The organism is Aeromonas sp. A04, from assembly GCF_047780465.1.
Taxonomy (GTDB): Bacteria; Pseudomonadota; Gammaproteobacteria; order Enterobacterales; family Aeromonadaceae; genus Aeromonas; species Aeromonas bestiarum.
This window is the reverse complement of record NZ_JBLNHP010000003.1, coordinates 104,575-117,663: the sequence shown is the minus strand read 5'-3', so window position 1 is coordinate 117,663 and position 13,089 is coordinate 104,575. Positions and strand designations below refer to the sequence as shown.

At 61.1% G+C, this 13,089-nt stretch carries 15 protein-coding genes; 12 read left to right on the top strand and 3 right to left on the bottom strand.

The features are described 5' to 3' along the window. Positions 1-21 precede the first annotated feature (21 nt). From ACM3N8_RS11835 to ACM3N8_RS11825, 3 genes are all read left to right on the top strand, one after another. Positions 22-555: a glutathione peroxidase gene (locus ACM3N8_RS11835; protein WP_098980798.1), complete on the top strand. Its 534-nt coding sequence runs from the start codon at positions 22-24 to the stop codon at positions 553-555. An 82-nt stretch (positions 556-637) separates the two neighbouring features. Next, positions 638-1,573, top strand: coding sequence for a LysR family transcriptional regulator (locus ACM3N8_RS11830; protein WP_416016220.1), 936 nt, complete (start codon positions 638-640; stop codon positions 1,571-1,573). Between the two features lie 181 nt (positions 1,574-1,754). After that, positions 1,755-2,951 carry a NupC/NupG family nucleoside CNT transporter gene (locus ACM3N8_RS11825; protein ID WP_042869087.1) on the top strand — a complete coding sequence of 399 codons (1,197 nt, stop codon included), beginning with the start codon at positions 1,755-1,757 and terminating at the stop codon, positions 2,949-2,951. Between the two features lie 534 nt (positions 2,952-3,485). Here the strand turns inward: ACM3N8_RS11825 and ACM3N8_RS11820 are convergent. Then, complete coding sequence (locus ACM3N8_RS11820) at positions 3,486-3,980, bottom strand: methylated-DNA--[protein]-cysteine S-methyltransferase (protein ID WP_274452714.1); 495 nt, start codon at positions 3,978-3,980, stop codon at positions 3,486-3,488. Between the two features lie 43 nt (positions 3,981-4,023). Continuing rightward, positions 4,024-4,440 (bottom strand): alternative ribosome rescue aminoacyl-tRNA hydrolase ArfB, encoded by a 417-nt coding sequence (gene arfB / locus ACM3N8_RS11815; RefSeq protein ID WP_042038790.1) that lies wholly within the window; start codon positions 4,438-4,440, stop codon positions 4,024-4,026. Positions 4,441-4,641: 201 nt separating this feature from the next. Here arfB and glnK point away from each other — a divergent pair, with 201 nt between their 5' ends. The 6 genes from glnK to ACM3N8_RS11785 all read left to right on the top strand — a co-directional run bounded on the left by glnK (position 4,642) and on the right by ACM3N8_RS11785 (position 10,171). Next, positions 4,642-4,980 carry a P-II family nitrogen regulator gene (glnK, locus tag ACM3N8_RS11810; protein ID WP_042869091.1) on the top strand — a complete coding sequence of 113 codons (339 nt, stop codon included), beginning with the start codon at positions 4,642-4,644 and terminating at the stop codon, positions 4,978-4,980. 251 nt (positions 4,981-5,231) lie between these two features. Then, complete coding sequence (locus tag ACM3N8_RS11805) at positions 5,232-6,239, top strand: Fe(3+) ABC transporter substrate-binding protein (RefSeq protein ID WP_290019034.1); 1,008 nt, start codon at positions 5,232-5,234, stop codon at positions 6,237-6,239. Between the two features lie 39 nt (positions 6,240-6,278). Next, the gene (locus ACM3N8_RS11800; protein ID WP_348686616.1) at positions 6,279-7,904 is read left to right on the top strand and encodes an iron ABC transporter permease; all 1,626 of its coding nucleotides are present in this window, start codon (positions 6,279-6,281) and stop codon (positions 7,902-7,904) included. 74 nt (positions 7,905-7,978) lie between these two features. Then, positions 7,979-8,113 (top strand): hypothetical protein, encoded by a 135-nt coding sequence (locus ACM3N8_RS11795; protein ID WP_276329632.1) that lies wholly within the window; start codon positions 7,979-7,981, stop codon positions 8,111-8,113. 20 nt (positions 8,114-8,133) lie between these two features. Beyond that, positions 8,134-9,168, top strand: a complete 1,035-nt coding sequence (locus ACM3N8_RS11790; RefSeq protein WP_290019037.1) for an ABC transporter ATP-binding protein — start codon at positions 8,134-8,136, stop codon at positions 9,166-9,168. Positions 9,169-9,265: 97 nt separating this feature from the next. Next, positions 9,266-10,171, top strand: coding sequence for a Dyp-type peroxidase (locus ACM3N8_RS11785; RefSeq protein ID WP_290019038.1), 906 nt, complete (start codon positions 9,266-9,268; stop codon positions 10,169-10,171). A gap of 88 nt (positions 10,172-10,259) precedes the next feature. Here the strand turns inward: ACM3N8_RS11785 and argR are convergent, their stop codons facing one another. Continuing rightward, positions 10,260-10,730, bottom strand: a complete 471-nt coding sequence (argR, locus tag ACM3N8_RS11780; protein ID WP_005308670.1) for a transcriptional regulator ArgR — start codon at positions 10,728-10,730, stop codon at positions 10,260-10,262. 201 nt (positions 10,731-10,931) lie between these two features. On the opposite strand from argR, the gene ACM3N8_RS11775 reads away from it, so the two are divergent. From ACM3N8_RS11775 to artQ, 3 genes are read left to right on the top strand one after another with little or no spacing between them, the layout of a single operon-like run. Then, complete coding sequence (locus ACM3N8_RS11775; protein WP_290019039.1) at positions 10,932-11,672, top strand: ATP-binding cassette domain-containing protein; 741 nt, start codon at positions 10,932-10,934, stop codon at positions 11,670-11,672. 25 nt (positions 11,673-11,697) lie between these two features. Then, positions 11,698-12,435, top strand: coding sequence for a transporter substrate-binding domain-containing protein (locus ACM3N8_RS11770; protein ID WP_043140605.1), 738 nt, complete (start codon positions 11,698-11,700; stop codon positions 12,433-12,435). Between the two features lie 3 nt (positions 12,436-12,438). Beyond that, the gene (gene artQ, locus ACM3N8_RS11765) at positions 12,439-13,089 is read left to right on the top strand and encodes an arginine ABC transporter permease ArtQ (RefSeq protein WP_043140609.1); all 651 of its coding nucleotides are present in this window, start codon (positions 12,439-12,441) and stop codon (positions 13,087-13,089) included.

The following is a 13,089-nucleotide window of genomic DNA, read 5'->3' as shown; positions in this document are numbered from 1 at the left end:
CTGTTCAAAAGGAGTTGCCCGATGAAATGGTTCACTTTGTTATTGCTGCTCGGTGCGGGAGCCGTATCTGCCGCCTGTCCCGACTACTTCAATGTGGAGATGCGAGAGCTCAACAACACCCAGCGTCACAACCTCTGCCAGCTGACCGAGGGCAAGGTGGTATTGGTGGTCAATACCGCCTCCTACTGCGGCTATCGCGGCCAGTTTCGGGATCTGGAGCAGCTCTATCAGACCTACAAGGACAAAGGATTGATAGTGCTGGGCTTTCCGTCCAACGACTTCTGGCAGGAGGCGGGGGATGAGGGCAAGACAGCCGCCGTCTGTCGCCGTGACTACGGGGTGACCTTCCCCATGTTCAACCGGCTGGCGGTGCGCGGTGACGATGCCAGCCCGCTCTACAAGGGGCTGGCGGCTGCGGCGGGCGAGGCGCCGGGCTGGAACTTTCACAAGTACCTGATCGGGCGCGACGGCAAGCTGGTCGCGAGTTATGGTGCGAACCAGAATCCGGCCGACGATCCCCTGCAAAAAGAGGTCAAACGGGCGCTCGGTCTTTAGGTCTACCCCGCTGCGGGCGGCTCTGGAATAATGGAGGTCCGCTTTCCTATCTGGTAATCCCGTGCTGCAACGTCTGCCCCAAATGGTGATCTTCGATGCCCTGGTCCGTGAACAGGGCATATCGGCGGCCGCGCGACGGCTCGGCGTCTCCAAGTCCCACATCAGCAAGCAGCTGGCCCAGCTCGAGACTGAGCTCGGTGCCCAGCTGGTGCAGCGCACCACTCGCCGCTTCTCCCTGACCGAACTCGGCCAGGAGTATGCCCGTCACTGCCGCGCCCTGGTGGCGGTGGCGCTGGAGGCGGACTCCATGGTCGCGGAGCGCCGTGGCAAGGTAAGCGGCATCCTGCATCTGGGGGTCGGTCAGTCATTTGGCCGGCTGCACGTGATCCCGCGCCTCAAGGCGTTTCAGGATCGCTACCCCGGGCTGGAGCTGGAAGTCTCCCTGTTCGATCACAGAACCAACCTGGTGGATGAGGGGCTGGATCTCTGGATCACCACCTACGAGGACAAGCCAGAGGCCCTGGTGGGGCAGCGACTGGCGGATATCCACTTCGTGCTGGTGGCCTCGCCGGACTATCTGCTGAGCCACGGCACCCCGCTGCACCCCAAAGATCTGGCCCAGCACAACTGCATCACTTACCAGAGTCGGGAGCGGCGCTACCACGAGTGGTCGTTTCGCCAGGGCAAGGAGCGCCAGACGGTGCAGGTGGCCGGCAACTACCGGGTGGATCTGGCGGAGGCGGTGCGCGATGCCGCCCTGGCCGGGCTCGGCATCGCCTATGTCGCCAATTACTTGCTGGACAAGGAGTTGCAGTCCGGTCAGTTGATCCCCCTGCTGCCCCAGTGGCGGCCGAACCAGAAGATGGCGGTGCACGCCGTCTACGCCAGACGCGAACATCTGGATCCCAAGATCCGGCTGTTCATCGATTTCCTCAAGGAGAGCTTCGGCCCCAATCCCTATTGGGAACAGCGACTCGCCCCCTGGCTCGGCGGCAAATTGTCCGGCACAGAGGAATAATCGTTTCCATATACGAACACTGGCTTTCGCGTGATACCAAAATTGAACCAAATCAGCAGGTTGGCGCAACCGGTATCGTGCAAACGTTTTTGCTAACAGGGCTGTAACCAAGCGGGCTTGCAGTGGCAGAGCATGGAGCGCAGAATCCGCGCCCATCTTTTGCCCCCTTGATGGAATCCCTATGATAGCCCTGCTCGGCATACTGAGTATCCTGGCCCTGGCCGTGCTCTGCTCTGATAATCGTCGTCGTATCCCGTTGCGAACAGTGGGTCTTGCCCTCTGCTTGCAAGTTCTCTTCGCCGGCCTGGTGCTCTGGCTGCCTGCCGGTCAGCATGTGCTGAACGGGGTCAGCGAGAGCGTTAGCAGCGTGATCGGTTACGGTCAGGAGGGGATCGCCTTCCTGTTCGGCGATCTGGCCAAGTTCAAGCTGGGCTTCATCTTTGCGTTCAACGTGCTGCCGGTCATCATCTTCTTCTCCGCGGTGATCGCCATCCTCTACCACATAGGCCTGATGCCGCGCGTCATAGCCCTGCTGGGCGGCGGCCTGCAGAAGCTGTTGGGTACCGGCCGTGCCGAGAGCCTCTCCGCCACCGCCAACATCTTCGTCGGCATGGTGGAGGCGCCGCTGGTGGTCAAACCCTATCTCTCCAAGATGTCCGACTCCCAGTTCTTCGCCGTGATGAGCTGCGGTCTCGCCTCCGTGGCCGGCGGCACCCTGGTGGGCTACGCCAGTATCGGGGTCGAGCTGAAATACCTGATAGCTGCCGCCTTCATGTCGGCCCCGGCCGGTCTGGCCATGGCCAAGATCCTGGTTCCGCCCGGAATCGGCGAGGTGGATCACCATCAGGACGTGGAGATCCCCCGTGCGACCAATGTGATCGAAGCGGCGGCCGATGGTGCCATGGCTGGCCTCAACATAGCGGTCGCGGTCGGTGCGACTCTGCTGGCCTTCGTCGGGGTGATCGCCATGCTCAACGGCCTGCTGGGCTGGGCCGGTGATCTGGTGGGGCTGGAGCTGAGCTTCCAGATCATCCTGGGCTGGCTGTTCGCCCCCGTCTCCTGGCTGATCGGCGTGCCCTGGGATCAGGCCCAGGCGGCCGGCGCCCTGATCGGGACCAAGATAGTCATCAACGAATTCGTCGCCTTCATCGCCCTGGTGCAGGATCAGACCCTGAACGAATCGAGCAAGGCCATAGTCACCTTCGCCCTGTGCGGTTTCGCCAACATCTCTTCCATGGCGATCCTCATCGGTGGTCTGGGTGCCATGGTGCCGGAGCGCAAATCCTTCATCGCCCGTTACGGCATGCGCGCCATACTGGCGGGTGTGTTGGCGAACCTGATGAGTGCCTCGCTGGCGGGGCTCTTCCTCGCACTCTGATTAACCCTGAAGTTAGCACCTTCCGGTCAGAGCCCGCTTCGGCGGGCTTTTTTGTGGCCGCGTTCGGGCAAAAAAAAAGCGCCTCAGAGGAGGCGCGGGGAAAAAAGACAGATTGGAAGCGTCACATGGGTGCCACTTGAATGAGGGATGAGCCATGCCATCCAAGTGTGAAGCCATGATGCCTGACCCTGTCTGAAGCCCTTCTGAGGCGATTCTTCATACTGTGTTCATTTTGCTAAACGCGAAACGGGGCCAAACCAGCGGCTGAAGCCCACGTTTACAGGGATGCCGCTGTTATCAGGGGGTCAATTCAAATGAACCGGCAGTCTGCTGCGCCAGCGCCAACAGCCAGTGTTTTACAGGGATGCCGCTGTTGTCAGGGAGTCAATTCAAATGAACCGGCGGTCTGTTGTTCCAGCGCCAGCAGCCAGGGTTTTACAGGGATGCAACTGTTATCAGGGAGTCAATTCAAATGAACCGGCAGTCTGTTGTTCCAGCGCCGGCAGCCAGTGTTTTACAGGGATGCCGCTGTTATCAGGGGGTCAATTCAAATGAACCGGCAGTCTGTTGTTCCAGTGCCAGCAACCAGCGTTTGATGGGTATGCCGCCGGCATAACCGGTCAGCTCGCCGCTGCGCCCTATCACCCTGTGGCAGGGCACTATGATGCTGAGGGGGTTGCGGCCATTGGCGGCGCCCACCGCCCGCACCGCCTTGTGGTTGCCGATGGACTGGGCTATTTCGAGATAGCTGACGGTCTCGCCGTAGGGAATGTCGCACAGGGCGCGCCACACCGATTGCTGGAACGGGGTGCCTTTGGCGGCGAGCGGCAGCTCGAAGCGCTGCAGCCGGCCGGCGAAATAGGCGGCGAACTGCTCGACGTAGGGCGCCAGTGCCAGATCATCCTGACGCCACTGAGGGGTTGGCATTATGGGGCGCTCACCCTGCATGAACTCCACGTGGCGCAGGCCATCTTTATCGATGGCGATGAGCAGGGGGCCGTGGGCGCTGTCGCAAAAACTGTATCTCATCTTCTCTCATCCTTGGCGTGGGCAAGTCGTAAGGCTGGCGATATTACTCCAGCACGGGTTTGCCGCGGGCCGACTTGATGTCGCCCTTGCGCTTCTTGGCATCGACCCGCTTGCGCTGGGAGCTGCGGGTCGGCTTGGTGGCATGACGGGCCTTGGGGCGCCAGGCGGCCTTCTTCAGCAGCTCCACCAGGCGGCTCATGGCCTCCTTGCGGTTCATGTCCTGGCTGCGATGGGTCTCGACGCGGATCTGGATAAAGCCGTCGTGTACCCGGCTGTCGCTCAGCTTGTCGAGTCCCTCCTTGTAGAGATCCGGCAGGCTGGGGGAGCTGCGGTAATCGAAGCGCAACCAGACGGCGGAGTCGGTCTTGTTGACATGCTGGCCGCCGGCACCCTGAGCCCGCATGGCTTGAAACTGCAGCTCATGCCAGGGCAGGGTCACGCTGTTGGAGATGACTAACATACTGCTGTGCTCTTGTTTGGTGCATCGGGAGAGGCTGGTTCAGCTTGGTGCCTCATTATGGGGCGAGATGCGCTCCCTTGGTGATGTTGGGGGGTATCTATCCCGGACACAAACACTATCCTTTTGAAATTAAACAATAAAAAGACTTGGCACAAGAATTGATTCCCAATTCATGACATACCATGGATTGGGAGCAACCAGATGAAGCTGATTACTGCGATTATCAAACCCTTCAAGTTGGACGATGTGCGCGAAGCCGTCGCCAACCTGGGGGTCGAGGGTCTGACCGTGTCCGAGGTCAAAGGGTTTGGCCGCCAGAAGGGGCACACCGAATTATACCGGGGAGCCGAGTACCAGGTCGACTTCTTACCCAAGGTGAAGCTGGAAATAGCGACGGCCGATGACAATGTCGAAGGTGTGATAGAGGCGATCTGCAAGGCGGCCTACACAGGCAAGATCGGTGACGGCAAGATCTTCGTATACGACCTGCTGCAGGCGGTGCGCATTCGCACCGGCGAGAGCGACGACGAGGCGCTCTGATCCCTCGCGCCTGATACCGGTTCGAGCAAGGGCACTCTGTTACTGATTGGCCGGACCGGGCAGATTGCCGATGTGAAGTCGCGGATGGACTCCATGGTGGGGCTGGATAGGATTCTATCCGGCCCTTTTGTTTGCACGGCGTTTAAATATGTGATCCCGCACTCGATGTTTTCTTGATCCCGCTGTCGCGGCCAATGCAAAATACAAACAGCAATGGTTATCACTCGATATAGCAACTCAAGGAATGGATGATGAAAATGAAGATGCTGGCTCTGGTTTTCTCGACTCTGGCTGCTCAGGGAGCGTTGGCGGCAGGGGAGGTGAACGTCTACTCCAACCGGCAGGATGAGCTGATCAAGCCCATCATCCAGCAGTTCGAGAAGGAATCGGGTATCAAGGTCAACGTGGTGTTCGCCAAAGAGGGGCTGAACGAGCGTCTGGAGCGGGAAGGCAAGCTCTCCCCGGCCGATCTCATGCTGACCGTCGACATCAGCCGGCTGACCGATCTGGTGGACAAGGATCTGGTGCAGCCGGTGGACAGCAAGATACTGCAGGAGAATATCCCCGCCATCTATCGCGATCCGGACAACAAGTGGTTCGCCCTGACCACCCGGGTGCGCGCCATCTATTCCAGCAAGGATCGCCTCGGCAAGCTCGACACCATCAGCTATGAAGATCTGGTGAAGCCTGAATTCAAAGGGAAAATTTGTACCCGCAGCGGCAAGCACGAGTACAATGTGGCGCTGGTTTCCTCCATGATCGCCCATCACGGCATGGCGGATGCCAAGACCTGGCTGGAAGGGGTCAAGGCCAACCTGGCGCGCAAGCCACAGGGCAACGACCGGGATCAGGTCAAGGCGATCAAGGATGGCATCTGTGACCTGTCGCTCGGCAACAGCTACTATCTGGGCGCCATGCTGAAAGATCCGGCGCAGAAGTCCTGGGCCGATGCGGTCTACATCAACTTCCCGAACCAGGCCGACCGCGGTGCCCACGTCAACGTGAGCGGCGTGGCCATGACCAAGTACGCCAAGAACAAGGATGAAGCCCGCAAGTTGATGGAGTTTCTGGCTGGCGACACGGCCCAGCATATGTATGCGGACGTGAATGCCGAGTATCCGGTCAAGGCCGGGGTCGAGCCGTCCGCCATGGTCAAGTCCTGGGGCAGTTTCAAGTCTGACCCCATGCCGGTCAGCGATTATGCCAAGCACCGCAAGGATGCCTTGCAGCTGCTGGATGAAGTGAAATTCGACTTGTAATCAGATGGGGCCAAGGGCCCCATCAACTTCTGTGGTCTCATGAAAAATTGTGGATGGATTGCCGGCAGCTGGGCCACCGCCCTGCTGCTGGGTTTGCCGGTGCTCGCCCTGATCTTCTCCGCCTTCTCGGCAGAGGAAGACCTGTTTCGCCACCTCGCCGATACGGTACTGCTCGACTACCTCGGCAATACGCTGGGGCTGGTGGCGGGTGTGGTGCTGCTCAGCCTGCTGTTCGGGGTGCCCACCGCTTGGCTGGTCGCCATGTGCCAGGTACCGGGGCGCCGCGCCCTGCAGTGGGCGCTGATGCTGCCCATGGCCATGCCCTCCTATATCGTTGCCTACGTCTATACCGACCTGCTCGACTACTCGGGGCCGCTGCAGGCGGGATTGCGAACCCTGTTTGAGTGGAGCAGACCGACGGATTACTGGTTCCCGGCCATTCGATCCCTCGGCGGCGCCGCCTGGGTGCTGGCGCTGGTGCTCTTCCCCTACGTCTATCTGCTGGCCCGCGCCTCGTTTCTGGAGCAGTCGGTCAGCCTGATCCACTCCAGCCGCTTGCTCGGCTGTACCCCCTGGCAGAGTTTTCGTCGTCTCAGCCTGCCGCTGGCGCGACCGGCCATCATGGTGGCCATCTCCCTGGTGGCGATGGAGACCCTGGCCGACTTCGCCACAGTCCACTTCTTTGCCATCAACACCCTGACCACGGCGGTCTACGACACCTGGCTCGGCTACGGCAGCCTGGCCACCGCCGCCAAGCTCTCCTGCCTGATGCTGCTGGCCGTGGTGCTGCTGATCGCCGTCGAGCGTCGCTCCCGTCGCCGGCAGCAGGTGTTCCAGAAATCCATGGGTCATGAGCCGCCGCTGCGCTACCCGCTCAAGGGAATGAGTCGTTGGCTGGCCGGTCTCTGGTGCTGGGGGTTGGTACTGGCCGGTTTCGGCCTACCGTTCGTCATCCTGCTGGACTACGGCGTGCGTTACTTCGAGTTGTCTTGGACGCCGGAGTTTGTCCGCTTCGCCGGCAACAGTCTGCTCATCTCGACGCTGACCGCCCTGCTCGCCATGGGCATAGCCCTGCTGCTCGGCTTCTTCCGCCGCCTCGATGGCGGGGTCAGGAGCCTGTTGCCCCTGCGCATCTCTGCCATGGGGTATGCCATGCCTGGCACTGTGCTGGCCATCGGCGTGCTGGTGCCGCTGACGGCCCTCGATTTTGCCATCAACGATCTGGCCGAGTGGCTCGGCCGCCAGGGCCCCGGCCTGCTGCTGACCGGCACCATCACCGCCATCGTGTTCGGCTACCTGGTGCGCTTCGTGGCCATCGCCATCGGCTCGGTAGAGAGCAGCATGGGCAAGATCTCCCCCAGCCTCGACATGGCGGCCCGCTCCCTGGGGCAGGGGGATGGTGGCATGCTGCGGCGGGTTCATCTGCCGCTGGTGCGGCGCGGTCTCTTTGCCGGCGCCATGCTGGTGTTCATCGAATCAATGAAGGAGCTGCCCGCCGCCCTGCTGCTGCGGCCCTTCAACTTCGATACCCTGGCGACCCACGTCTATCAATTCGTCTCGGACGAGATGCTGGAGCGGGGGGCGCTCGGCGCTATCGTCATAGTGCTGGTGGGCTTGCTGCCGCTGATCTGGGTCAACCGCAGCCTGGATAGTCCGGGCCACTGAACGGGCAGATGAATCTCTGCAATCTTGTCCGGCCGCAGGTCGGTCCGAACCAAAAGAATATGAGGAAGCCAGCCGTGTCTTGCTTGCAGGTTGAAAATGTCAGTTGCCGTTACAACGGCCGCAATGTGCTGGAGCAGCTCTCCCTGACGGTGGCCGACAACGAGATCGTCTGCCTGTTTGAGGGTAGCGAGTGGCTGCGTCGAATTTAAAACATAAGGGGAAGCCAGCCGTGTCTTGCTTGCAGGTTGAAAATGTCAGTTGCCGTTACAACGGCCGCAATGTGCTGGAGCAGCTCTCCCTGACGGTGGCTGACAACGAGATCGTCTGCCTGCTGGGGGCGAGCGGTTGCGGCAAGACCACGCTGCTCAAGGCCATCGCCGGTCTGTTGCCGCTGGCCGGGGGCAAGATCCGTCTTGGCGATACCCTGCTCGACGGGCCGGATGCCAGCGTGCCCCCCGAGGCGCGCAACATCGGCATGATCTTTCAGGATTACGCCCTGTTTCCGCACCTGACGGTGGCCGACAACGTCGGCTTCGGCCTGACCCGGCTCGATCGCTTCGCTCGCCAGCAGCAGGTGGATGAGGCGCTGATGCTGGTCAATCTGCAGGGGCTGGGGGCGCGTTATCCGCATGAGCTCTCCGGCGGCCAGCAGCAGAGGGTCGCCATCGCCCGCGCCCTGGTGTGCAAGCCCAGACTGATGCTGCTGGACGAGCCTTTCTCCAACATAGATACCCAGGTGCGGATGAAGCTTATTCTCGAGATCCGCGCCCTGCTCAAGCAGCAGGGGATAGGCGCCATCTTCGTCAGCCACAGCAAGGAGGAGGCGTTTGCCTTCGCCGACCGGCTGGCGTTGTTTCGGGCGGGTCACATCGAGCAGGTGGGCCAGCCGGAGCAGCTCTATCGCCGCCCGCAGAACCGCTTCGTGGCGGAGTTTCTCGGCGGGGTCAACTACCTGGCTGCCGAGGTGGTGGACAGCCACTGCGTGCAGACGTCGCTGGGGGTGGTGTGCGGCACCGAGCCTCACGGCCGTGCCGTGGGCGAGCTGCTGCAATTGATGCTCAGACCCCAGCAGCTGTTGCTGGAGGCCGTCGACGGCGGTGAGCTGGCGGTGCTGGAGCAGCAGTTCCTCGGCCATCACTGCCGGGTGTTGTTCGAGTGTGGCGGCCAGCGGCTCGAGGCCAGCATTGGCGAGCCGCTTGGCGGGATGCGGGCCAGGGTCAACCTTGCCCCGCATGCGCTGGTGCTGTTTGATCCATTGCCGTGACAGACCTGATATCGTTGTGAAATCAAGGAACTGGATTCACTCTGGTTTATAATCGCGCAACGCCAACATAGCCAATGCCTGTTCAGGGGAGAGATATATGAAAGCCCAAGCCGGGATCTGTGCAGAGCCGAATCTGCACGCCCTCTATCTGATGTTCAATCGCACCGGTGACGGCGCCGAACTGGTGACCCGTCTGGCCAGCTTGCCCGCCCTGTGGGAAGCAGTTGCCGCCGATTTCCCCGATGCCGGTTTCAGCGGTCTGGTCGCCGTCGGCGCCGATGCCTGGGATGGTCTCTACCCTGCCGCCCGTCCACCCCAGTTCCGTGGTTTTATGGCTCAGGAAGCCAATGGTCATAAGGCGCCGAATACCCCGTTTGATCTCTTCGTGCAACTGCGCGCCGATCGGGTCGATGTGCTGCACCACGCCGGTCAGCGCGTGATGGCCCTGCTGGCGGGGCTGGTGGCGCTGGCCGAAGAGGTGCGTGGTTTCCGCAATCTGGATTGCCGGGATCTGACCGGCTTCGTCGACGGCACCGAAAACCCGCAGGATGAGCACAGGGCCGAAGTGGCGCTGCTCGAGGGGGGCGAATTTGCCGGTGGCTCCTATATCCATGTCCAGCGCTGGGTGCACGCCATGAGCGACTGGGAGAGGCTGGCCCTGAAAGAGCAGGAAGACATCATAGGTCGCACCAAGGCCGACAACATAGAGTATGAGTCGGCCGACAAGCCGCTGACCGCCCACATCAAGCGGGTCAACCTCAAGACCCCGAAGGGTGAGTCCATGGAGATACTGCGCCAGAGCATGCCCTGGGGCACCATGACAGAGCAGGGGCTCTACTTCATCTCCTGCTGCCGCACGCCGCAGCACTTCAACGCCATGCTGGCCAGCATGTACAAGGGGGAGGGCAGTCACTTCGACCACCTGCTGCGCTTCACCAGCGCCGTGACCGGGGCGGCCTTCTTCGCGCCGTCCGAGGATTATCTGGTGTCGCAGGGTAAATAAGCGCGGTTGAGATGACCAACAAAAATCCCGGCCTTGGCCGGGATTTTTCGTTCAGGGGGCGTCACCACAGCGGGACGGACGTGCCTGATTAAGGGGTCTGTTCGAACAGCTCGAGGGCGGAGAGGTAGAGCTCTTCGATGTCGGTGTCGCTGGTCGGGGTGATGAAGATGGTGTCATCACCGGCTATGGTGCCGAGGATCCCTTCGGCCTTGCCGAGGGAGTCGAGCAGGCGGGCGATGAGCTGGGCCGCCCCCGGACTGGTGTGGATCACCACCAGGGCGCCGTTGTGGTCGACGTCCAGTACCAGGTTCTTGAGCGGGCTGGAGGTGGTGGGCACGCCCAGTTCCACCGGCAGGCAGTAGACCATCTCCATCTTGGCATTGCGGGTGCGAACGGCGCCGAAGCGGCTCAGCATGCGCGATACCTTGGACTGGTTGATGTTTTCGAAGCCCATCTCTTGCAGGGCAGTCACTATCTCTGCCTGGGAGCCAAATCGTTCTTCTTTCAGCAAGGCTTTAAAGGCCTTGGCCAGTTTTTCTTGCTTGTCGTTATGCTTCATCTTGGACTCACGAATGAGGAGGTGTGGCTGCCTGTCACGCTCAGGCGGCAGATATGAACAGCGTGCCCATTTTGCATTCATGTGCCTATTTTTGCAAGGAAGCGGCGCTTGTTCTGCATATTGATTCAAAATTAGCTTGCATCCACCCATGTTGGGGCTAAAATCGGGACGAAATTTTGAAAACTTATTCAATTGGGTTGTATGGGTATTGAATTAATCGGTATCGAAAAATCTTGGCACAAGGTGCCGGTACTGCAAGATGTCAGCTTTCGGACTGCACCCGGTGAGACCTTGGTGCTGCTGGGCCCGAGCGGTGCTGGCAAGAGTTCGCTGCTGCGCATGATGAACCTGCTGGACACCCCGGATGCCGGTGTATTGCGCATAGGTGAAAGTGAATTTTCTTTCCCGTCCAGCCTCTCTGCCGCCGGATTCAACCGTCAGGCACAGGCGCTGCGCCGCAAGGTGGGCATGGTGTTCCAGCAGTACAATCTGTGGCCACATCTGACCGTGATGGAGAACCTGATCGAGGCCCCCGTCAAGCTGCTCGGCATGAGCAAGGCGGCGGCCACCGAGAAGGGCGCCTACCTGCTGACCCAGTTGCAACTGGCCGACAAGCGCGATGCCTGGCCTGCCCGGCTCTCCGGCGGCCAGCAGCAACGGGTGGCCATCGCCCGTACCCTGATGATGGATCCCCAGGTGCTGCTGTTTGACGAGCCGACGGCGGCCCTCGATCCCGAGATCACCAAAGAGGTGGCGGAGATCATCCGCAATCTGGGCCAGACCGGCATCACCCAGGTGGTGGTGACCCACGAGGTGGAGTTCGCCCGCAAGGTGGCCAGTCAGGTGATCTATCTGGAGAAGGGGCGGATCATCGAATCCGGCTCCGCCGCCATTTTCACATCCCCGCAAACCAGCCGGTTTGCCGAGTTCTTGATGCATTGATATTCAAATCGATAAGGAAGCTGTCATGAAAAAGAGTCTGTTGCTGGTTGCTGCCATGGGCCTGTTGAGCACCTCGGTGCTGGCCAAGGAGATCAAGTTCGCCACCGAGGCCACTTATGCTCCGTTCGAATACCTGGATGACAAGAACGAGTTCCAGGGCTTCGACATCGATCTGGCCCGTGCCATCTGCACCCAGGCCAAGCTGGAGTGCAGCTTCCACAACCAGGCCTTCGACAGCCTGATCCCCAGCCTCAAGTTCCGTCGCTATGACGCCGCCATCGCCGCCATGGACGTGACCCCGGAGCGGGCCGCCCAGGTCGACTTCTCCGACATCTATTACGAGAACTCCGCCGTGTTCGTGGCCAAGAAGGGCGCCTTCAAGGGGCCGGAAGAGCTGGTGGACAAGACGGTCGGTGTGCAGAACGGCACCTCCCACCAGTCCTATCTGGTGGACAACTGGATCAGCAAGGGCCTGCTGACCGTGCCCTACGCCAGCTACCAGAGTGCTTTCCTCGACATGATGAACGGCCGTACCGACGGCGTGTTTGCCGATACCGCAGTCGCCGCCGACTGGCTCAAGCAGCACAAGGAATATGCCGTGATCGGCACCCCTGTGACCGACGCCAAGTATTTCGGTACCGGCTTTGGCATCGCGGTCGCCAAGGGCAATCAGGAGCTGCTGACTCAGCTGAACAAGGGGCTGGCCGAGATCAAGGCCAACGGCACCTATCAGAAAATCTTCGACAAATACTTCGCGCACTAAGCCATGTTGAGCCTGTTGTTGGATGCAGCCTGGATGACCCTCGGGCTGGCCTTGGCATCACTGGTCGGGGGCATGGTGCTGGCGCTGGCGTTCAGCGCCGCCGAACTGAGCAAGCAGCGCGCGCTGGTGTGGCCTGTGGCCACACTCACCACGCTCATTCGTGGCCTGCCCGAGTTGCTGGTGGTGCTGTTCATCTACTTCGGCTCGACCCAGGTGCTGTTCCTCATCACCGGCGAGTATGTGGAGTTCAGCCCGTTCGCCTGTGGCGTGCTGGCGCTCTCCCTGCTGTTTGCCAGCTACGCCACCCAGACCCTGCGGGCGGCGCTCAATGCGGTGCCCGCCGGGCAGCGGCTGGCGGCGCTGGCGCTCGGTCTCGGCAAGGGGCACATCTTCTTTCGCATCGTGCTGCCCCAGGCCTGGCGTCATGCCCTGCCGGGGCTCGGCAACCAGTGGCTGGTGCTGCTCAAGGACACGGCGCTGGTCTCCCTCATAGGGGTGAACGAGATGATGCGTCAGGCCCAGATGGCCTCGGCCAGCACCTATGAACCCTTTACCTGGTATGCCGCCGCGGCCCTCATCTATCTGGCCATCAGTCTGGTGAGCGAGTTCGGGCTCAAGCAGGCAGCCCGCTATACCCGTCGCTACGGAGGTTGA

What these genes read in the sequence shown, in the direction of transcription:
- ACM3N8_RS11835 (WP_098980798.1), top strand. Translation starts at nt 22, where the DNA reads ATGAAATGGTTCACTTTGTTATTGCTGCTCGGTGCGGGAGCCGTATCT.
- ACM3N8_RS11830 (WP_416016220.1), top strand. Translation starts at nt 638, where the DNA reads ATGGTGATCTTCGATGCCCTGGTCCGTGAACAGGGCATATCGGCGGCC.
- ACM3N8_RS11825 (WP_042869087.1), top strand. Translation starts at nt 1,755, where the DNA reads ATGATAGCCCTGCTCGGCATACTGAGTATCCTGGCCCTGGCCGTGCTC.
- ACM3N8_RS11820 (WP_274452714.1), bottom strand. Translation starts at nt 3,980, where the DNA reads ATGAGATACAGTTTTTGCGACAGCGCCCACGGCCCCCTGCTCATCGCC.
- arfB (WP_042038790.1), bottom strand. Translation starts at nt 4,440, where the DNA reads ATGTTAGTCATCTCCAACAGCGTGACCCTGCCCTGGCATGAGCTGCAG.
- glnK (WP_042869091.1), top strand. Translation starts at nt 4,642, where the DNA reads ATGAAGCTGATTACTGCGATTATCAAACCCTTCAAGTTGGACGATGTG.
- ACM3N8_RS11805 (WP_290019034.1), top strand. Translation starts at nt 5,232, where the DNA reads ATGAAAATGAAGATGCTGGCTCTGGTTTTCTCGACTCTGGCTGCTCAG.
- ACM3N8_RS11800 (WP_348686616.1), top strand. Translation starts at nt 6,279, where the DNA reads ATGAAAAATTGTGGATGGATTGCCGGCAGCTGGGCCACCGCCCTGCTG.
- ACM3N8_RS11785 (WP_290019038.1), top strand. Translation starts at nt 9,266, where the DNA reads ATGAAAGCCCAAGCCGGGATCTGTGCAGAGCCGAATCTGCACGCCCTC.
- argR (WP_005308670.1), bottom strand. Translation starts at nt 10,730, where the DNA reads ATGAAGCATAACGACAAGCAAGAAAAACTGGCCAAGGCCTTTAAAGCC.
- ACM3N8_RS11775 (WP_290019039.1), top strand. Translation starts at nt 10,932, where the DNA reads ATGGGTATTGAATTAATCGGTATCGAAAAATCTTGGCACAAGGTGCCG.
- ACM3N8_RS11770 (WP_043140605.1), top strand. Translation starts at nt 11,698, where the DNA reads ATGAAAAAGAGTCTGTTGCTGGTTGCTGCCATGGGCCTGTTGAGCACC.
- artQ (WP_043140609.1), top strand. Translation starts at nt 12,439, where the DNA reads ATGTTGAGCCTGTTGTTGGATGCAGCCTGGATGACCCTCGGGCTGGCC.